At 68.8% G+C, this 18,778-nt stretch carries 16 protein-coding genes and 2 pseudogenes; 8 read left to right on the forward strand and 10 right to left on the reverse strand.

Annotated features, from left to right (window positions below; genetic code table 11):
- Positions 1 to 154: 154 nt before the first annotated feature.
- Positions 155 to 487 carry an ArsR/SmtB family transcription factor gene (locus AOK24_RS18425; RefSeq protein WP_055721169.1) on the forward strand — a complete coding sequence of 111 codons (333 nt, stop codon included), beginning with the start codon at positions 155 to 157 and terminating at the stop codon, positions 485 to 487.
- On the opposite strand, the gene AOK24_RS18430 is transcribed toward AOK24_RS18425, so the two are convergent.
- Positions 417 to 911 (reverse strand): MerR family transcriptional regulator, encoded by a 495-nt coding sequence (locus AOK24_RS18430; RefSeq protein ID WP_079056874.1) that lies wholly within the window; start codon positions 909 to 911, stop codon positions 417 to 419. The genes AOK24_RS18425 and AOK24_RS18430 overlap by 71 nt on opposite strands.
- Positions 912 to 959: 48 nt before the next feature.
- Here AOK24_RS18430 and AOK24_RS18435 point away from each other — a divergent pair, with 48 nt between their 5' ends.
- On the forward strand, positions 960 to 1,757 hold the full coding sequence (locus AOK24_RS18435; RefSeq protein ID WP_107103991.1) for a methyltransferase domain-containing protein: 798 nt from the start codon (positions 960 to 962) through the stop codon (positions 1,755 to 1,757).
- Here AOK24_RS18435 and AOK24_RS18440 read toward each other — a convergent pair.
- Entirely contained in the window at positions 1,711 to 2,337 is a 627-nt protein-coding gene (locus AOK24_RS18440; RefSeq protein WP_055721170.1) for a TetR/AcrR family transcriptional regulator, read from the reverse strand. The two genes, AOK24_RS18435 and AOK24_RS18440, sit on opposite strands and share 47 nt — an antisense overlap.
- 175 nt (positions 2,338 to 2,512) lie before the next feature.
- Between AOK24_RS18440 and AOK24_RS18445 the strand changes: the two genes are divergently transcribed.
- On the forward strand, positions 2,513 to 3,325 hold the full coding sequence (locus AOK24_RS18445; RefSeq protein ID WP_055721171.1) for an SDR family NAD(P)-dependent oxidoreductase: 813 nt from the start codon (positions 2,513 to 2,515) through the stop codon (positions 3,323 to 3,325).
- Positions 3,326 to 3,724: 399 nt separating this feature from the next.
- Here the strand turns inward: AOK24_RS18445 and AOK24_RS18450 are convergent.
- The 6 genes and pseudogenes from AOK24_RS18450 to AOK24_RS18480 form a co-directional block, all read right to left on the reverse strand.
- Positions 3,725 to 4,724, reverse strand: a pseudogene (locus tag AOK24_RS18450) (alcohol dehydrogenase catalytic domain-containing protein).
- Between the two features lie 243 nt (positions 4,725 to 4,967).
- Entirely contained in the window at positions 4,968 to 5,372 is a 405-nt protein-coding gene (locus AOK24_RS18455) for a hypothetical protein (protein ID WP_159051916.1), read from the reverse strand.
- 1,050 nt (positions 5,373 to 6,422) lie between these two features.
- Complete coding sequence (locus AOK24_RS18465; RefSeq protein ID WP_055721174.1) at positions 6,423 to 8,069, reverse strand: glycoside hydrolase family 13 protein; 1,647 nt, start codon at positions 8,067 to 8,069, stop codon at positions 6,423 to 6,425.
- Between the two features lie 54 nt (positions 8,070 to 8,123).
- Entirely contained in the window at positions 8,124 to 8,957 is an 834-nt protein-coding gene (locus AOK24_RS18470) for a carbohydrate ABC transporter permease (protein ID WP_055721175.1), read from the reverse strand.
- Complete coding sequence (locus tag AOK24_RS18475) at positions 8,954 to 10,006, reverse strand: carbohydrate ABC transporter permease (protein ID WP_240553993.1); 1,053 nt, start codon at positions 10,004 to 10,006, stop codon at positions 8,954 to 8,956. Before AOK24_RS18475 ends, AOK24_RS18470 begins: the two co-directional genes overlap by 4 nt.
- Positions 10,007 to 10,017: 11 nt before the next feature.
- Positions 10,018 to 11,316, reverse strand: a complete 1,299-nt coding sequence (locus tag AOK24_RS18480) for an ABC transporter substrate-binding protein (protein ID WP_055721176.1) — start codon at positions 11,314 to 11,316, stop codon at positions 10,018 to 10,020.
- A 366-nt stretch (positions 11,317 to 11,682) separates the two neighbouring features.
- Here AOK24_RS18480 and AOK24_RS18485 point away from each other — a divergent pair, with 366 nt between their 5' ends.
- Positions 11,683 to 12,762: a LacI family DNA-binding transcriptional regulator gene (locus AOK24_RS18485; RefSeq protein ID WP_338060940.1), complete on the forward strand. Its 1,080-nt coding sequence runs from the start codon at positions 11,683 to 11,685 to the stop codon at positions 12,760 to 12,762.
- Positions 12,763 to 12,858: 96 nt separating this feature from the next.
- On the opposite strand, the gene AOK24_RS52295 is transcribed toward AOK24_RS18485, so the two are convergent.
- A complete protein-coding gene (locus AOK24_RS52295) occupies positions 12,859 to 12,990 on the reverse strand; it encodes a hypothetical protein (RefSeq protein ID WP_276206842.1) in 132 nt (43 codons plus the stop codon).
- Positions 12,991 to 13,394: 404 nt separating this feature from the next.
- Here AOK24_RS52295 and AOK24_RS18490 point away from each other — a divergent pair, with 404 nt between their 5' ends.
- From AOK24_RS18490 to AOK24_RS18505, 4 genes and pseudogenes are all read left to right on the forward strand, one after another.
- Positions 13,395 to 13,901: a transposase gene (locus AOK24_RS18490; protein ID WP_159051917.1), complete on the forward strand. Its 507-nt coding sequence runs from the start codon at positions 13,395 to 13,397 to the stop codon at positions 13,899 to 13,901.
- Positions 13,902 to 14,729: 828 nt separating this feature from the next.
- A pseudogene (locus AOK24_RS18495) lies at positions 14,730 to 15,214 on the forward strand (ATP-binding protein); the annotation flags it as partial.
- A 529-nt stretch (positions 15,215 to 15,743) separates the two neighbouring features.
- Complete coding sequence (locus AOK24_RS18500; RefSeq protein ID WP_055721180.1) at positions 15,744 to 16,619, forward strand: dioxygenase family protein; 876 nt, start codon at positions 15,744 to 15,746, stop codon at positions 16,617 to 16,619.
- A gap of 240 nt (positions 16,620 to 16,859) precedes the next feature.
- Entirely contained in the window at positions 16,860 to 17,078 is a 219-nt protein-coding gene (locus AOK24_RS18505; RefSeq protein WP_133258137.1) for a hypothetical protein, read from the forward strand.
- A gap of 751 nt (positions 17,079 to 17,829) precedes the next feature.
- On the opposite strand, the gene AOK24_RS18510 is transcribed toward AOK24_RS18505, so the two are convergent.
- Positions 17,830 to 18,778, reverse strand: a 949-nt coding sequence (locus AOK24_RS18510) for an LLM class flavin-dependent oxidoreductase (RefSeq protein WP_055721182.1), incomplete at its 5' end; no start/stop codon positions are given.

Below are 18,778 nucleotides of genomic sequence, written 5' to 3' on the forward strand. Positions count from 1 at the left end.
CTTCGGGACAGGGTGACGGGCGGGACAGGGTGATGGGCGGGGCAGGGTGACGGGCTCGATCCGGGCGAGTGTTCAATCAAAACCGAACACCCGGACTGTAAGATATCCATCGAACACTCGGCAACCGGCCGGGACCCCCGCCGACAGGAGGCGCATGCCCGACCAGGCACCGGGCGCGAGCCACCGCGCCGCGCCCGTCCACACGCACCCCGAGGACGTCTCCGTCCTCACGGCCCTGTCCGCCGTCGCCGACCCCGTCCGCATCCGCCTCCTCCGCGAACTCGCCGGTTCCCCCGTCTGGACGCGCAGCTGCGGCAGCTTCGACGTACCCGTCGGCAAGGCCGCCCTCAGCCATCACTTCTCCGTGCTGCGCGCGGCGGGCCTCGTCGAGCAGCGGGACGAGGGGGCCCGACGGGTCAACCGGCTGCGGCGGGAGGAGTTCGACGCGAGCTTTCCGGGGCTGCTCGACCTGGTGCTGCGGGACTGAACTCCCTTGCTTGGGCGCCTACCTGCTCGGCGATGAGCCGCCGGTAGTTCGGGCACTGGGTGACGTCCTCGCACTCGCAGTTCAGGCCGCACTCGATGAGTTCCAGTGAGGCCCGGGCGGCGGCGACCCTCGATCGGAGCTGGTCGGCCTCGGCGCGCAGGATCTCGTGCCGGGTGGCGCGTTCGGCGGTGGCGGACAGGCTCCTGATGGTGTCCAGGCCCAGGCCGGCCGCCTTGCCGATGAGGATCGTCGCCACGCGGGTGAGGTCGTCCGCGCCGTAGCGGCGGCGTCCGCCCGCGTCCCGTACGGGGTGCAGCAGGCCCACCGACTCCCAATGCCGCAGGACGTGCGGGGCGAGACCGAACCGTGCCGCGAGGGCGCCGATGCTCATCGCGCTCGCGCTGTCGTCTCCGCTCGACTTCATGGGTCTCCGGTTGACTTCATGTCGACATGAATTCCTAGCCTGGCGCCCATGTCCAAGAACCAGGAAACGCGGGGAACGGCGGAGAAGCACCGCCGCACCGAGGCCGTGCAGGCACTCCTCGACGCGATGGACCAGATGCCGAGCGCCGGCCTGCTGCGGGCGCGCTCCTACGAACTGCTGTCGCTTGTCCCGGGCTCGTCCGTCGTGGACATCGGCTGCGGGGCCGGGCGGGCCGTCGCCGAGCCGGCCGAGCGCGGCGTCCACGCGGTGGGCGTGGATCCCGATCCGTGGATGCTGGCCGAGGCCCGGAAACGGTGGCCGGCGGCCGAGTTCCGGGAGGCGGGGGCGGAGGAACTGCCGTTCGCCGACGGAAGTGTGCACGGCTACCGCGCCGACAAGGTCTTCCACGCCCTTCAGGAGCCGTGGCGCGCGGTGGCGGAAGCGCGGCGCGTCCTCTGCCCGGGCGGCAGGATCGTCCTGGTCGGGCAGGACTGGGACGCCGTCATGGTCGACTCCGACGACGCGGAGCTGACCCGCACGATCGTGCACGCCCGCGCCGACGTGCTGAGCGCGCCCCGCGCCGGCCGCCAGTACCGCAATCTGCTCCTGGACGGCGGCTTCGACGATGTCACCGTCGAGGTGCACACCAGCGTGTTCACTATCCCGCGATGCTGCCGTTGCCCACCATGCTCGCCGATATGCCTCGCCCCCGACCATGCCGAGGTCCTGCGCCCGGCTTCCAGCGGGGCCTGTCAACGCTGCGTGACGAGCGGCCACTCCGGCTGCCCTGCCGCCGTCCTCACATCGAATCCCCGAGGTCCTCCTCGCCCTCCTCGGCTCCGATGACCGTCCGCATGAAGACTTCGAGGAGGTGCAGCACGTCCTGCGAGGGGTCGAGCAGGGCCTGGACCCGCAGCCCGTCGAGCATCGCGAGCACCATCACGACCTTCTCGTCCGCCGTCAGATCCGTGCTGTCGTGCGCCGTGCGCAGGGTGCTGCTGCGGAACCGCGTCCGCATGCGCTCGCGCCGGCTGAGGAAGTACTCGTGCGCGGGGTGGTCCGGGTTGGTCGCGGCGAGTGCCAGGGACAGCCAGTTGCGCTGGTAGTCCGGGTTGGCGAACTCGTCGGCCAGGACCGCGCCGAGAACGGCCGGGCCTGCTGTGCCGGATGCCATGATGCGCGCCGCGGCCTCCTCCTCGTCCGCCTCCCGCAGCGCCAGGGCGGCGAGAAGGAGTTCCTCCTTGCCCGAGAAGTGGCGCAGCAGTGCCGCATGGGTCACACCCGCCCGCGCCGCGATGTCCCGCAGTGAGGCGCGCTCGTAGCCGTGCTCGGCGAATCCCGCCAGTGCCGCCCGCACGATCTGCTTGCGCCGGGCCGGTGTCGTCGCGTACGGCCCCCGCCGACGTGCGCCGGTGGTGGGACCCATGGTGCCTCCTGAGCCGTAGGTGCTCCCCGGACAGGGGGTTGTCTTCCGGTGTCGTCTGGAGTTTAATCAGCGCGAAAAGTTTCCACTGTGGTTACATTCAACCTCTGTGCGCAGCAGCGGTACGCGCCGGCGGCGAGCCGCACAGCTCCCAGTACGACACCGAAGGAATCTCCTCATGCCCATGCCTGACGTCTCCTCGTGCCCGCTCACCGACCTCGTCTCCCTGCGCGACCGCGTGGCGGTGGTGACCGGCGGCGGACGCGGCCTCGGCCGGGCGATCGCCGCACGGCTCGCCGAGGCCGGTGCCCGGGTCGTCATCGGCGATGTCGACGGCACGCTCGCGAAGAGCGCGGCGGCCGAGTTCGGCGACCAGTACGGCGTCGAGGCGGTGGGCGTCGAGATGGATGTCACGGAGTCGGCCTCCGTAAGCGGTGCTGCGGGCCTGGCGGCCGTACGCTGGGGTCGCCTCGACGCCTGGGTCAACAACGCCGGGGTCTTCCCCGCCATACCCATCTCGCTGACGGACGACGAGAGCTGGGACCGCGTATTCGCCGTCAACGCCCGCGGCGTGTTCACCGGCACCCGCGAGGCCGCCCGGGTGATGACCGCAGGCGGCCGCGGCGGCGTGATCGTCAACATCTGCTCGACCGCCGGTTTCCGCGCGAGCGCGCCCGGCCTGGCCGCCTACGTCTCCTCCAAGCACGCGGTACGCGGCCTCACCCGGCAGAGCGCCCTGGAACTCGCACCGCACGGCATCCGGGTGCTCGGAGTGGCGCCCAGCTACGTACCGACCGAGGGCAACCAGCTGGCGGCAGCCGAAGCGGCTGCTCCGGCGGACCCGGACAGCGCGCACCTGAGGGCCACCAGTCCGGCCGGCCGCAGCGGCAGCCCCGACGACATCGCACGCGTCGCCTTCTTCTGCGTCAGCGACCTGTCGATGTACATGACCGGCAGCACACTGCTCGCGGACGGGGGCAGCACCGTCTGAGGTCACGCCCTCCGGCGAACGCCGCCGAACCCACTCCTCTCCTCATGGGCCGCCCCGACGCCGAGTGGTCCACGGGTGCTCGCCGTGTCCGGTACGGGTGAGCTGGGCGGAGATCGGATCGACGAGGTGGCCTTTGCCCGCCGCGCCGGTGTCGATGAGGACCGCCCCCCCGGGTGGTGAGCGTGGTGCCGTGGCGGGTCACGTCGAGGGCCCAGGAGCGCCGCTGGTGGGCGGCCCACTCGGCGGGGGAGACGGGGGTGAGGGTGTGGCGGGCGTCGTAGCCGAGGAGTTCGAGGTCGCGGCCGACCAGGGGGTCCACCGCCCCGTCGGTGAGTTCGCCGAGACGGTCGTAGAGGTCGAACAGCGTGGTGGCGTGGTCGGGGAAGGTGTAGGGGGCGGTCAGAAGCGGATGAGGGGCTTGAGGACGCGGCGGCCGGCCATGTCCTGGTACGCCTGCGGCACCTCGTCGAGGCTGATGGTCCGGTCGGAGACGCGGCCCGGCTGGATGGCGCCGGACAGGACGTCGGGCAGCAGTTCCTCGATGGAGGCACGTGCCGGGGAGACACCGCCGGTCAGGGTGACGTTCCGCATGATCATGCCGGCGCCGACGGGCCCCTCCTCGTACTGGTGGACACCGAGGCGGCTGATGGTGCCGCCGTCGGCGTTCGCGCCGAGCGCGGTCTCCAGGGTTCGGCGGGTACCGACGGCCTCCACGACGCGGTCGTCACCGTCGTCACCGCGTTCGGCGACGACGTCGGTGGCGCCGAACGCGCGGCCCAGGCCGGTGCGTTCGGTGCGGCGGCCCATCAGGACGATCCGCTCGGCGCCGAGCCGCCGTACGGCGACGACCACGCACAGACCGACCGCGCCGTCCCCGATGACCAGCACCGAGTCCCCGGGCCGGATGCCGGCGGTGACGGCGCTGTGGTGCCCGGTACCCATCACGTCCGAGAGCCCCAGCAGGGAGGGCAGCAGCCCGGAGTCCGGCTCGACGGGCAGCTTGACGAGAGTGCCGTCGGTCTGCGGCACGCGGACGGCTTCGCCCTGACCGCCGTCCACGCCGTCGTAGCCGTACCGGCCGCCGTGGCGGCAGGACGACTGCAGGCCCTTGACGCAGTAGTCGCAGGTGTTGTCGCAGTACGTGCACGGGGTGACCACGAGGCCGCCGGCCCTGACGCGGGCGACGCCCGCTCCGGTCTCCTCGACGACGCCGAAGAACTCGTGCCCCCATCGGGCGGCCGGTGCCGGTGGCGGGCATGGACCTGTACGGCCACAGGCCGCTGCCGCACACGCACGAGGCGACGGTACGCACGATCGCGTCGTCGGCATGGACGATCCTGGGGTCGGGACGGTCCTCGACGCGGACGTCTCCGGCTCCGTACATCACGGCTGCACGCATGGCGGAGTCCTCCTGGCTTGGCGGTGGTACGGACAAGGGGTGGCTGTACGAGGCGCGGGCCGGCCAGCGTTCGAGCATGGCCATGCCCGCTTCGGTGTGGGTGTCGCCCAGGGCCGGAGGCAGGTCGGCGAACTTGTCCAACTGTTCGCGGCTCAGGGTGAGTTCGTCGGTGAACCTTCCCCTTGATCGTGAAGAACCGCTTACGCGCCATCCAACGCCGACCCGAATTACTCGACGGCTTCATCACCGGGAACGGACTGGCACTGGAGCCTCCGTAACCCTGTCATCCCACCCTTTCAACCTCAGCGGCAACGGGGCGATCCCCTCTCTCTTCTCCACTGGCTTCGCGAACCCGTTCCACGGCGCCTGCTGGCCGCTCTCGCCGCCGAGAAGGGGCCCGTGACCCACGGCTTCCTCGACGGCCTTCAGCACCCGGTCAAAGCGGTCCGACACCTGCGGGCGGCCCTGGTCGCCGACGGTGTTCTCCCAGCTCGCGACGAGCGCCTCGCCGAACCTGAGCGCTGGCTGCCCCGGGCTGTCGCCCGAATCGAAGACCCCAGCGAGCGCCAGGTCGTCCGCGGATTCGCCACCTGGCACCACTTTCGGCGGCTCCGGCGAGACGCCGAGAAACGGGCCGTCACCCTGCACCAGGCGGTGGTCGTCCGCCGTGAGGTCAAGGCTGCAATCCAGCTGATCGAATGGCTCCGGGCCCGCAGCACGAGCCTGGCCACCTGCACCCAGCACGACATCGACGACTGGCTGGCCACCGACATCTGGGTCCGCTACCTCGCCCGGACCTTCCTGGTCTGGTCGATACGGAACCGCCACGCCCACCGCATCCTGATCCCGATCCCGCCCAAGGACGCGCCCATGGTCCTCATCGAGCAAGACCGACGATGGGCCCACGTCCGCCGACTCGTGAAGGGAGACGGGGTCGACACCGCCACCCGCGTCGCGGGCCTGCTTCTCTTGCTCTTCGCCCAGCCTCTGAGCCGGACCTGCCAGATCCGGCTCGACCAGGTCACCCGCACGCAGGCCGGGGTGCGCTCAAGCTCGGATCCCACCCGACCGACCTGCCGCCCCCGCTGGACTCCCTCGTGTTGGAGCTCGTCCAGCAGCGCCACGGCTACTCCACCCTCGGACGCAGTGACGATCACCCATGGCTCCTGCCCGCAACACCACACTCATGGAGCTCTCCGTCGAACTCCCCGCCGTCGTCCTCAGCCGCCTGTTGGGACTCCACATCAGCCGCGCCGAAAGTGGACCAAGGAGGCAGGGTCCGCACGAGCTGACTACGCTGCCGAGCTCTCCCGCCGGAAGGGATTCCGCAGGGCCCGGTAAGGGCACGGAATGCAGGTTGACCGGACCGTTTTCCTGTCACCTCACGAGGGCGAGGTTGTGGAGGCGGGCGATACCGAGCATGGCGTGTCCTGGGGACCGACCATCACGCAGCAACTTCCTCCGCAGTACAGGCGGGCTTTCAGAGCAGCACTCCTGATCTGCTTCGACGCGATGAAGGCGGACCCTGGCTCGGGATGGTGTGTCGACAGCTCGGCGGAGCGTCTCGCGGATCACCGCGGCGTCGTCGAGTTGCCCCCTGCATGGCGCGGTCGAATGGGCCAGGGCCTGCCCGGTCGGCGGGGAGTGACACCAGGCAGGCCCTGGCGGATCAGGGGGAAACGGCTGGTCCTGGTCGCGCTACACCGCGAGCCAGGCCGCCTGGTCCGGCATCAGTTCGCCGTCTGCGATGGGACCGCTGGCCAGCAGAACGGAGCCATGGTCGGGCAGCGGGTACGCCTCACCGGAGAGGTTGACCACGCATACGAAGCCGGGCTCACGGCGGAAGACGAGGACGCCGGCGGGGGCGTCGAGCCAGGTCATGGTGCCGTCGCCGAGGGCAGGATTTTCGCGGCGCAGGCGGAGGGCGGTGCGGTAGAGCTCCAGCATCGATGTTTCGTCGCCGGTCTGTGCCTCCGCAGTGAGCTCGTTCCAGTTGGCGGGCTGGGGCAGCCAGGGTGCGGCGTAGGCGTCTTCGGGGCTGAAGCCGAACGGTGCTGCCTGTCCGGACCAGGGAATCGGCACGCGGCAGCCGTCGCGGCCGCGGTCGGTGTGGCCGGAGCGTTCCCAGATGGGGTCTTCGAGGGCGGACTCGGGCAGGTCTTCGACTTCGAGGAGGCCGAGTTCGTCGCCCTGGTAGACGTAGGCGCCGCCGGGCAGCGCGAGCATGAGCAGGGCGGCGGCGCGGGCGCGGCGGGTGCCCAGGCTCAGGTCGATATCGCCTTCCGGTTGGTAGCGCTGGTTGGGCACCCAGCGTGCGACGGTCTTGCGGGCGTAGCGGCTGGTGTGGCGCATGACGTCGTGGTTGGAGAGCACCCAGGTGGCCGGTGCGCCCATGTCGGTGAGCATGGCGAGGGAGTCGTCGATGACCGTGCGAAGGTCCTTGGGGTCCCAGCTGGCCATGAGGAAGTCGAAGTTGAAGGCGGTGTGCAGGCCGCCGGGGCGGACGTAGGAGGCGAGGCGCTCGGGGGTGTCGGCCCAGGCTTCGGCGACGAAGGCCCGGTCGCCTTCGAACTCGTCGGCGACCTTGCGCCAGGCGCGGTAGATGTCATGGACCTCGTCGCGGTCCCAGTGCGGGTGCTGGACGTGGTGGAGGGGCTGCCCGTGTGCCGTGTCGGGGCACGGTGGCAGGTCGGGCAGTTCGGGGTCCTTGGCGAGTCCGTGGGCGACGTCGATGCGGAAGCCGTCGACGCCCCGGTCGAACCAGAACCGCAGGATGGACTCGAACTCGGCGTGGACGTCGGGATGCTGCCAGTTGAGGTCGGGCTGTTCGGGGGCGTACAGGTGGAGGTACCAGTCGCCGTCGGGCAGGCGGGTCCAGGCCGGGCCGCCGAAGCAGGAGACCCAGTTGTTGGGCGGGGCGGCGCCGTCGGGACCGCGGCCGGGCCGGAAGACGTACCGCTCGCGCTCCGGGCTGCCGGGGCCTGCGTCCAGTGCCGCCTGGAACCAGGCGTGCTCGTCGGAGGTGTGGTTGGGCACGATGTCGGGGATGATCCGGATCCCGTGCTCGTGGGCTTCGGCGATGAGCTGCTCGGCGTCCGCGACCGTGCCGAACAGCGGGTCGATAGCGCGGAAGTCGGCCACGTCGTAGCCGCCGTCCGCCATCGGAGACTTGTACCAGGGGTTGATCCACAGGGCATCCACGCCGAGCGACTTGAGGTAGGGGAGCCGGGAGCGCAGGCCGGCGATGTCGCCGACGCCGTCGCCGTCGCCGTCGGCGAAGCTGCGGATGTAGACCTGGTAGATGACGGCGCTGCGCCACCAGGGTGAGGGCGTGGTGGAGGACATGGTGCGAGAAGGTCCTTTTGAGAGTGGGGGAAGGTGCGGTGCGGCGGCCAGGAGTTACTTGGCCGCGCCTGCGGTGAGTCCGGCGACGATGCGGCGCTGGAAGACGAGCACCATGATCACCAGGGGGACGGTGACGAGGACGCCCGCGGCCATCTGGCTGCCGAAGGGGATGTCGAACTGGGTGGCGCCGGTGAACTTGGAGATGGCGACCGGCGCGGTCTGGATACTGGGCCGGTTCGTCATCGACAGGGCGATGAGGAACTCGTTCCAGGCGGCGATGAAGGCGATGATCGCTGTGGTGAAGATGCCCGGTGCGGCGAGCGGGATGATGACCTTGCGGAACGCCTGGCCGCGGGTGCAGCCGTCGATCATGGCGGCTTCTTCGAGCTCGTCGGGCATTTGCTTGAAGAACGTGGTCAGGTTCCACACGGCCAGCGGCAGCACGAAGGACATGCTGGGCACGATCATCGCCTGGTAGGTGTTGATCCAGCCGATGTCGGTGAACAGCTTCAGCAGCGGGACCACGATCGAGACGACCGGGAACATCGAGGTGGCGATGATCAGGGTGAGGATCAGCCGCTTGAAGCGGAACTGTAGCCGGGCCATCGCGTAGGCGGTGAAGGTGGCCAGCAGCAGGGCCAGCACGGTGGTGGTGCCGGAGACGATCAGGCTGTTGAGCAGCGCGCGGCCGAACCCCTGGGAGGGGCTGAAGACCGCCCGGTAGTTCTCGAACGACACCGAGGTCGGCAGCAGCGAGGTGTCGAAGATGTCGGAGGTGCGGCGCAGGCTGGAGACCACCATCCAGTAGAAGGGGGCCAGACAGTAGGCCACCACCGCGGCAACGCCCAGGTAGAGCAGCCAGGTTCGCCATTTCACGGTCGACGTCATGCCGACACCTCCGCACTCTTGGGCGCCGAGGTGCGCCGGAACTTGTTCTTGCGCCTGGCCTTGGGTCCGCCCACGTCGCCGACGAGGTCCGTGCCCAGCAGCCGGACGAAGCCGAGCGCGATGAGGAAGACGTAGACGAACAGCAGCACCGCGTAGGCGGCGGCCGGTCCGAAGCGGACGTTGGACGCCTCGTTCTGGGCGAGCATGGACAGCGTTTCCACCGAGTTCTTCTGCGCGCCGATCAGCAGATAAGGCAGGTCGAACATCCGCAGTGCGTCCAGGCAACGGAAGAGCACCGCGACCAGCAGGGCGGGTTTCACCAGGGGCAGAGTGATGCGCCAGAACTGGGCCAGCGGGCCGGCCCCGTCGAGGCGGGCCGCCTCGTAGACCTCCTTCGGGATGACCTGCAGTCCGGCCAGGACCAGCAGCCCGATGAAGGGGGAGGTCTTCCACACCTCGGCGATGATGACGGCGACCTTGGCGTGGAAGCCTTCGGTGGTCCACAGGACCTGGTGGCCGATCAGGGCGTTGGCGATGCCGTCGCTGTTGAAGATCCACCGCCACAGCAGGCCCGAGATCGCGGTGGGCACGGCCCAGGGGATGAGGATGGAGGCGCGGACCAGGGCCCGGCCGCTGAACGCCTTGTGCATGATCAGCGCCATCGAGACACCGATCAGCGTCTCCAGGCCCACCGTGACGACGGTGAAGAAGGTGGTGTTCCAGAACGCGTTCCAGAACCGGTCGCCGGCCTCGCCGAAGATGTCGGCGTAGTTCTGCAGCCCGACGAACGGCTCGGTATTGCTGATGAAGCCGGTCTTGGGGTCCAGCCCTTTGGTCCCGTACAGCGACTCTCTGATCGCCATGAGCGTGGGGTAGAGGACGACGACGGTGAGCACCAGGAGGGTCGGCGACACCAGCAGTGCCGCCGTCCGTCCCGAAGCCGCGGTCGCCCAGGTCCGCTTGCTTCCCTTCACCGACGCGGAGCTCTTCCCGGTATGGCTGCCGATCGGGTCTGCTGCGGCGTCGGGTGGGATCTTGGTGTCGACCACGGCTTTTCTCCTCACTGAGCCGCGGACTTCTGCAGCTCGTCCTGCAGGTCCTTCAGCGCCTGCGCGCTGGACTTGTCGCCGTTCAGGGCTGCGTACGTCTCCTGCTGGATCGCGGAGGACGCGTCCCCGTACTGGACCACCCTCGGGCGGGGTACGGCGCCCAGGATCGACTTCTTCAGCACCGGCAGGTAGGGGTACTGCTTGACCAGTGCCTGGTCGTCGTAGAGGGCTGCGTACGGCGGGGCCATGGAGGCGTCCTTGAGGAACGTGGTCGCGGTGTCCTGGCTGGTGAAGAACTTCATGAAGTCCAGTGCCGTGGCCTTGTTCTTGGCGAACGAGGACAGGGCCACGTTGTGGCCGCCCAGGCTGGAGGAACCGGCGCCGGTCAGGCCGGGCAGCGGCGCGACCGCGAACTTGCCCGCGACCTTGCTCTTCTGGGCCAGCGAGTATACGTACGGCCAGTTCCGCAGGAAGACCAGCTTGCCGGACTGGAACGCCTGGCGGCCTTCCTCCTCCTGGTAGGTGATGGCTTCCTTGGGGATCGTGCCGTCCTTGAAGGAGTCGACGAGGAAGTCCAGGCCCTTCTTCGCTTCGGGCGTGTCGACGTTCGGCTTGCCGTCGGCGTCGGTGATGACGCCGCCTGCGGAATTCACGGCCTCGGCGAAGTTGACGGTGAGACCCTCGTACTTCTGGAACTGGCCCGCGTAGCAGTCCATGCCCTTGGCCTCGGGCAGCTTCTCGACCTTGGCACAGGCGGTCTTCATCTCCGCCCACGTCGTCGGCGCGGCAGCGACGCCCGCCTTCTTCAGCAGGTCGGAGCGGTAGTACAGCACGCCGCCGTCCGAGCTGGCCGGGACCGCGTACAGGTTGTCGCGGTACTGGCCCGTCTCCACCGTCGGCTTGAGCATGTTGTCCAGCGGGAACTGTGCGGTGGGCAGCTGGTCGATCCACTGGTGGGCGGCGAACTCCGAGGTCCACACCACGTCCAGGGAGAGCACCGTGTAGGCGTCGGACTTCGTCTCGGCGTTCTGGATCATCTGCTGGCGCTGCTGGTTCACGTCCGCCGGCAGCTGGACGAAGGTGACCTTCTCCTTGGGGTGCTGCTCGTTCCAGCTGTCGATGACCTTCTGGACGACGCCGGAGCTGTCCTTGGCGGCGGCGTACGTGATGGGGCCACGGCCCGAGAACGACGGGCTCTTCGACTGCCCCGACGAGCTGCCGCTGTCGGAGGAACCGCAGGCGGTGAGGACGAGCCCGGCGGCGACGAGCACGGCCGAGCACTGAAGGACTCTGGTGGTTCTGGCGTTCACTGTCTCTCCTGGACGTGCGGAACCGAAGTCTCGGCGGGGCGCCCTGTAGGGAGTAGCTACCGAGATGACTCTGGGATGTCTCCGTTGTGAGACTGTGCTGTCACGGCGTTCTGTAGATCGAAAGAGCAGGTCAAAGCAATCAACAGGTGACTTGCGGCGATGGCTTGGCCTCCGCTGAGACAACGCTTGCACCGTAGGAGTGCACCTGACGGAAGTCAATGCGTAACGCTGCGGTAGCACAGTTGATTTAGGCGACCAATACCGTCAATGAGTTGGGCACAACGGGCATTCTGTCCACAGGATCAGGCGTGACAGCGCTGTCACGAAGACTCCCGCCAGGGCCTCGAACTGTGCTAACTTCCGCTCATGTCACCAGCTCAGCGGCACCCCACGTTGGCCGACGTCGCCGAACGGGCAGGGGTCTCTCCCTCCACCGTCTCGCGCACGATGCGCGGCCTGACATCGGTCTCACCCGAGGTCCGTGCCCGCGTGGAGCGAGCGGCCCGTGAGCTGAACTTCGCGATCTCGCGACAAGCGTCGAGCCTGGTCACCGGCCGGACCGGTGTCATGGCGGTGCTCGTGCCCACGCTCGACTCGTGGTTCATGGGAGCAGCGCTGTCCAGCCTGGGCCCACTGCTGCGCCGGGCCGGCATGGAGCTGACCGTGTACGTCGTCCCGGACCTGGACGAACGGGCCGCGTTCTTCGAACGCCTGCCGGCCCGCCGCAACGCGGACGCACTGCTGGTGTTCTGCTTCGACCTCACCGGCGAGGAGACCACCCGGTTGGACGACCTCGGCATGCCGGTGATCTACATCAGCCAGCACGTCGAAGGCCGCCCCAGCGTCTACGTCGACGACGTCGCCGGCGCCTGCAAGGCCACCCGCCATCTGATCAACCTCGGACACCGCCGGATTGCCTTCGCCCACACCACCAACGCCCGCGGCTTCAGCTTCAGCTCACGCGAGCGCCTCCTCGGCTACCAGCAGGCGCTCACCGAGGCGGGCATCCCCCTGGACGACGACCTGGTCGTCACCACCCCGCCCCGCGACAAACGCGGCACCACTCAAGCGGTCGGCAACCTGTTGAGCCTGCGCGAACCCCCTACCGCGATCTTCGCCGAACAGGACGAACTCGCCGCCTCCCTCATCCTGAGCCTGCGCACCGTACAGATCGAGGTGCCCGAACGGATCTCCGTCCTCGGCTTCGACGACCAGCTGATGGCCGAATGGCTCGACCTGTCCACCGTGGCGCAGTCACCCGCGGACATGGGCCGGGCTGCCGCCGAACTGGCCCTGGAACTCATCAACGACCCCGAGGCGGACCGCGAACAGCACATCGTCCTGCCCACACACCTGATCCTGCGGGGGACCACCGTCCCTCCGCAGAGCCCTCAGGGGGAGCAGGAGATCGGCGGCCAGACGAACGGAACTGCTCGCCACGTCTGAGCCGGCCAACTATCCCGCGACACGGGCCGACCACGACGCAACGGCAGTCCATGACCTGGGAGCCTCCACAAGGCCCTGGCTAACTTCCACTCCACGTCACACATCCGGCACCGCGGTCTCGTCGGTTCGGTACGGGACGCCGACTTCGGAGATGGCGTCGATAACGGCGTTCTCGCGGGCCGCGTGGATGTCGTGGACAGTTCCGGGCAGGGCGGGTGAGGCCGACATTCCGCAAGTTCTGATAGCCGGACTTACCGACATCGATGCCACGGGTCCACAGCGAGTACTCGAAGTTCATGATTCAGGCGTAGTTCCCCCTTTGATTTCATGGGCGCTGACCTGACTCTATGAGGGCTGGGGCTCCTGGTGCGTTCGGAGCACTCTGCTGAGGGGGAGCCGAGTCCGGGTCAGGAGGCCCGCGATGCTGGCTGGTCGAGTGCTCCAGGACCACGGCTTCGAGCCGCACTTGGCGCATCCGCTGCAGTGCAAGGCGATCGCCTCGGCCCAGTTGAAGAACGACAAGGTCGATGCGGCCACGCTCGCTCACCTGCTGCACGCGGATCTGCTGCCGGAGGCGTGGATCGCCCCGCCCACGCTGCGCGAGCAGCGGGCGCTGCTGGCTGGATCAGCTGATGCCGGCCGCTTTACGGCAAGTAGTGGGCAATCTGCTGGAGACCATCGACGCTGTGCAGCAAGTCGTCGACCGGGTGGACGCCGTACTGGTAGAGGCCGCGAAGACGGACCCGAGGGTGAAGACGCTGACCGCGCTGCCCGGTGTGGGCGTACTCACCGGGCTGATCATCTTGGCGGAGGTGGGCGACATCTCGCGGTTCCCTTCGGCGCGGAAGCCGGTCTCGTGGGCCGGGCTCACCCCGACCGTGTGCGGCTCGGACCGCACCGTGCGCTACGGACACATCTCCAAGCAGGGCGATCCCTGGCCGCGCTGGATCATGTGCGAGGCGGCGCAGCGGGCGAAGCGGAGTCCGGTCCACGCCGACGCCTCTGCCCGGATCGCGCGACGGCGTGGCAAGAAGTTCGCCGCGACGGCCATCGCCCGCAAGCTCCTCACCCACGCCTACCACCTGCTGCGCGAAGCCGCGGACGCGCAGGAGCCACGGGAGGCGGACACCCCGACGTGACGACCACTTTCGACGGACGGGACACCAAGCCCGGGCGAGCTCGCATGGCCGCATGAGCCGGACCCACCGCGCTCGATGACCTGGATGAGCAGCCCGGCCCCCGGACCAGGGTCATGGCCACGCCTTGCCGGGCGGAGGCCGAATGGGTGCGTGCGAGTCCACTCCGCATGACCATGAACTCCGGGGAACCCCTGCAAGGAGATCCCGCCCAGCAGCCGAAACAGCCTGGAACGCGCGTTCTCGGCGCACCGGGTCGGACCAGTACAGCCCTTGACAGCCCCAGCCCTCATGGGTGCGGAAATGTCTTCGGGCGGGACGACTGATGCGTGACGGCCCGGGAGGGATGGTTCCTGGCCGAAACCGGCCTGCCGAGCGTTTCAGGGGCCGTCCAGGAGCCGCGCGGTGGTCGGCCATGTGGCAGAGGCCCCGCTGCCTCGCGCGGCAGCCGACGCTCTCGCAACATCCAGTACACCACCGGAACCGCCATTCCTCGGCTCGGACGCATTGGTCGGGACATGGCCGATGAGCCGACTCCCCGCTGGTGACTTGACCTGCTGAGAGTTCGGCACCGCCAGGGCCATCGCGGTCGACATCGGCACCCTCGCCGGTGACATCCTGATCGATCGCGCATGGGAGGACGGACCAGCAACTGCGACTGATCGGCTCGGCATGGTTCTTCTTGTGGGAGGCGCAGGCGATGGCCGACACGGTGGCGGCCGACTGCTCGACCTGAGCCCCGCTGGTCCATGCCCGGGAACGTGTCGGACCCTGGCCGAAGAAGTGAGCAGCACTCCGTACTTCGATGTCGACCCGCCGGACGGAGGAGGCGATCTCGGCAGACTGTGCGACCACATCGTCTCGGCCCTGGTACCCGACCGGGAGGGGACCACCGACGCCGCCGCACTGGTCATCACCCGCATCCGCGGCACCCCCGCCGCCGACGTCGTCTCCTACGACCTGCCCCATGACCCCAGGGCCGCCGGACGGGCACGAGCCCGCGTCCGAGACCGGCTCGCCGCCTGGGACCTGGACGAACTGGCCATGACCACCGAGCTGTTGGTGAGCGAGCTGGTGGGCAACGTGGTCCGGCACGCACCGGGACCCCTCCGCCTGCGCCTCCTGCGCAGTCGGTCACTCATCTGCGAGGTTTACGACCACAGTCTCACCACCCCGCGCATACGGCGTGCCGGGTACACGGACGAGGGGGCCGAGGACTCCACCTGGTCGCCACCCTTTCCCGGCGCTGGGGCACCCGCTTCCTCGGAGACGGCAAGTGCATCTGGACCGAGCAGGACCTGCTGCCGGGATCCTGATCAGCCGTGTTTGTGATGAACCGCAGCAGAACCGCTGGTCGTTCTCCATGCGGGGGTTGTCACGCTGAGCGGGCGTCGACGCGGCAAGGCTGTGCATAGGCAGTTCTTCGCCCACGGCCACCCGCGTCCCTCCTTGACGCGCCCTTGTGAACACGATCCCCCACATCGTCGTGCTCGGCTGCGGACTCATGGGATGGAGGAGGTTGCCGGTCAGGACGCGTCGGCATCGGTGGGCTCGGTGAGAAGTTTGTCGACATCGCGGAAGATACGGTCCTTGCCCCAGCCCGGCGAGGTCTCCCACCCGGGCGCGGACGTACTCAACAAGGTGGGGGACGCGGACTCAGCCTTGTGAACGGGGCTGTCCAAGACGGCCTCGACGCCGTGATTGTCACATCCTGTGACCGGCGGTCACGGGACAAGGTTTACTGGATAGCCCTTTCCGGGTGATGTAACCTCAAGTGGAGTGCCATATCCACTTGGGGTGATCCGAGCCGTCACGGCCCGACACCCACGACCGGCAGGGGACTTGATGAGCACGTCGGAAAGCACCAGGCTCCAGGTCGTCTTCGACGACCTCCAGTCGACGATCGCGGATCTGATCATCAAGCACGGAGTGACCGAGCAGGAGTTGAAGCAAGTCATCGCATGGGCCCTGGAGGTCGCCGAAGCCGGCGAGATCCGCATGACGATCTACCAGTTCTTCATGCATCCGGTACTGGAGGCCAACCTGGGTGCCGCGTACGCGAATCCGGAGAAGGACGGTGCGAGCCCCTGGATCGCCAGGGGACCGGCCTATGTACCCGGGGCGCCGGTCCTGGAACGCCCGTACGCGCTGCCCATGCGCCCCGACGAACCCGGCGAGGCGCTCTTCGTCTCGGGGCAGGTGCGCTCCACGAGCGGCGAGCCGATCGCGGGCGCGGAGCTCGACATCTGGATGACCAATGCCAAGGGCGACTACTCGAACTTGACCGCGGAGATGATCAGGCCTCTGGTCATAGACATTGACGAGAGCCTGCCCCCGTTCAACCTGCGCGGAAAGCTGCTCACGGACGACGAGGGTCGCTTCGCGTACCGGACGGTCATGCCCGGCATCGAGGTCATGGGCATCGCCGAGGACGGCCCTCTGGGCAAGCTCATCAAGAAACTGGACCGGGTCGACACCCGCCCGCTGCACATCCACACGATCGTCACCGCCGCCGGCTTTCACACACTGACCACGCAGTCCCACTTCGAAGGCGACCCGAGGGTCGGCAGCACCCTCGAACCCCGCACGACGCCCGAGTCCAGCGTGCACGCCACACAGCTCCATGACGACCCGGCCGACTTCAAGGCGCGCGGCCTGGATGCGCCCTGCCACACCGTGACCCACGACTTCGTACTGCGCCCGGTGACCCCAGCAGTCTGAGCGAACCGGACCCAGGCGGCTCAGCTGAGCGCGGGGCGCCAGACCGCGCTCCGCCGCAGCCCAGGGGTGACTGGCGGCGATGTCCCTGCGGTGGCGCGGACATCCCTCACGCCGGCCCGATGTCGCAACGTCCGTGCGTCGACAGCTCCCGTCCGCGCCCGGACCGGACGCCATCAAGCTCACAACTCCGTGCTGCACGACGAGTTGGCCATCCGTGGCCTGACCGCACACTGCAATCACATGGCCGACCAGCTGCGTGGCGCCACCGACAACGTCATCACCATCGAGGGTGTCAAGGCGACCCAGATGTCGCACATAGTGGGGTCCGCCAGGTCCTGCGCGAACGGGCACGGGATGGGCTCTATAGCATCACTGAGCGCTGGGATGATCGACTTGTCCGGACGGACGCGAACTGACGCCACGGTGGAGAGCATTCTCAGGCTGCCGACGAATCCGTGACCACCGAAACCGCCGAGTTCGACGCGGGCGCGGCGTGTGTGATGCGGTGCGGGAGCGCGGCCCCGGCGGGAACGCCGCGTAACCCGTCCGGGGCCAGATAGGTGGGGGCGGCGATCTCGCGGACCATCCCGGCTCGCGCTCGAGTCGAGTACGCGGGATCGGCCGCCTCCCGGGTCAGCTGGTAGCGGCTCTCAGCGCCTCGCTGATTCGAGTGGGTCACGATGCGTCGGCTCGACGGTCTCGCGCAGCCCGCGGCCGGCTTCGGCATCTCGGTCGGCACCGCGGCCCCGATCCTGCTCAGGACCGGTCGTCAGGTTGCAGGGCGGACCGAGGCTCGGCGCGCGTGGCGGGGGCATCGATGTCGCGGCCCTGTCGCTGTCGGGCACGCTCAGGTCGAGTTCCGCCCGGGGGTGTTAGAGCTCGCCGTGGACGTAGGCAGGGCGGGCGAGCAACTCGTCGTACTCGGCGGTCAAGCCGACGAACTCCGCTGCACCGGGCATGCCGGTGACCGCTGGTCCGGCGACTGCGCGGGTGCTCGATGCCTGGCACCGGAAACTACGTCAGCGTCCTGCGTGTGCGAGACCCCGCAGAAGGAGTTGAGCGACGGGATCGTCCTACGTCTACCGCGCGTTGGTCAATCTCCACGCCGCTACCCTCGTCGAGGCTTTCAGGTCGGTCGTCGTTTTCGAACAGGGTGCGCCTGTCGCGAGATCGTGGCCGCCGACGTCCGCGACGCCGGTTCAGCTGCTGGTCAGGCTGCGGCCGGTCTGGCCGGCGGGGCGAGTTCCCTGCGGATGACGGGGGCGATCTCGGTGGCGAGAAGCTCGATCGAGTCGTGGATCATACGGGCGGGCATACCGCCGAAGTCGACCTGGCCCATGTAGCGATCGAGGCCGAGTACTTCGCGTTCGGCGAGGATCTTGTCGATGATCTCCTGGGGACTGCCGACCATCAGGGCGCCGAACGGTACCGCTGCGGCGTCGAATTCGGCGCGTCCGATGTGAAAGCCGCGTCCGGTGGGCGGTTTGGGGCGGACGTATTCCTTGTAGAAGGGGAAGACGTCGTCGCGTGCGCCCTGGGAGGTGCGGCCGACGTAGAAGTGGCCGGATCTGCCGAGCCGCAGCCGGTGGGCGGGGTGGCCGGCTGCTGTGCCGACCGCGCGGTAGTGCTCGACGAGGGGGCGGGCACGCCGGATGTCCCCGCCGATGAGGCCGAGCGCCATGGGCAGGCCGAGGCGTCCGGCGCGTTCCGCGCTGGAGGGGGTGCCGCCCACGCCGAGCCACAGCGGCAACTGCGCCTGCTGGGGCGAGGGCTGGACGGAGAGGCCGTCCATGGCCGGGCGGAACCGTCCGCGCCAGGTGACGTGTTCGGGGTTCTCACGGATGGCGAGCAGCAGCCTCAGTTTCTCCGCGAACACGTCGTCGTAGTCCTTGAGGTCCACGCCGAACAGGCGGAACGCCTCGACGAACGCGCTGCGCCCCGCGATGATCTCCGTGCGGCCGTCGCTGATCAGGTCGAGGGAGGCGAAGTCCTGGTGCAGCCGGACCGGATCGGCGGTGGACAGCACCGACATGGCACTGGCCAGCCGGATACGGCTGGTGGCCTGGGCGATCGCGGCCAGCGGGACGGCGGGATTGGCGACTGCGAAGTCCCAGCTGTGGTGCTCGCCGAGACCGAAGACGTCCAGGCCGGCCTGGACG

This window comes from Streptomyces niveiscabiei (assembly GCF_001419795.1).
GTDB classification, from domain to species: domain Bacteria; phylum Actinomycetota; class Actinomycetes; order Streptomycetales; family Streptomycetaceae; genus Streptomyces; species Streptomyces niveiscabiei.